Annotated in this window: 3 tRNA genes; all 3 read right to left on the bottom strand. The window is 50.6% G+C overall.

Annotated elements, in window-relative coordinates:
• The 3 genes from ACP3VS_RS24325 to ACP3VS_RS24335 all read right to left on the bottom strand — a co-directional run bounded on the left by ACP3VS_RS24325 (position 1) and on the right by ACP3VS_RS24335 (position 277).
• Positions 1–75: transfer RNA gene (locus ACP3VS_RS24325), tRNA-Gln, on the bottom strand.
• Positions 76–84: 9 nt separating this feature from the next.
• Positions 85–160 (bottom strand) — tRNA-His (locus ACP3VS_RS24330).
• A gap of 43 nt (positions 161–203) precedes the next feature.
• Positions 204–277: transfer RNA gene (locus ACP3VS_RS24335), tRNA-Trp, on the bottom strand.
• Positions 278–358 lie beyond the last annotated feature (81 nt).

The raw sequence follows: 358 nt of genomic DNA on the forward strand, positions 1-358 counted from the left end.
TGGCTGGGGTACTAGGATTCGAACCTAGGCATGACGGAATCAAAATCCGTTGCCTTACCGCTTGGCTATACCCCAATTTTAAAATGGGGCGACTGATGGGAATCGAACCCACGAATGTCGGAACCACAATCCGATGCGTTAACCACTTCGCCACAACCGCCACTATATAATAACAGCCATATATGAACGAGTACCTCAATACCTGGCAGGGGCAGTAGGAATCGAACCCACACCAAAGGTTTTGGAGACCTCTATTCTACCGTTGAACTATGCCCCTAAAATGGTGGAGGGGGACGGATTCGAACCGCCGAACCCTAAGGAGCGGATTTACAGTCCGCCGCGTTTAGCCACTTCGCTA

The sequence above is a fragment of the Lysinibacillus sp. VIII_CA genome, assembly GCF_049943995.1.
Taxonomy (GTDB): Bacteria; Bacillota; Bacilli; order Bacillales_A; family Planococcaceae; genus Lysinibacillus; species Lysinibacillus pinottii.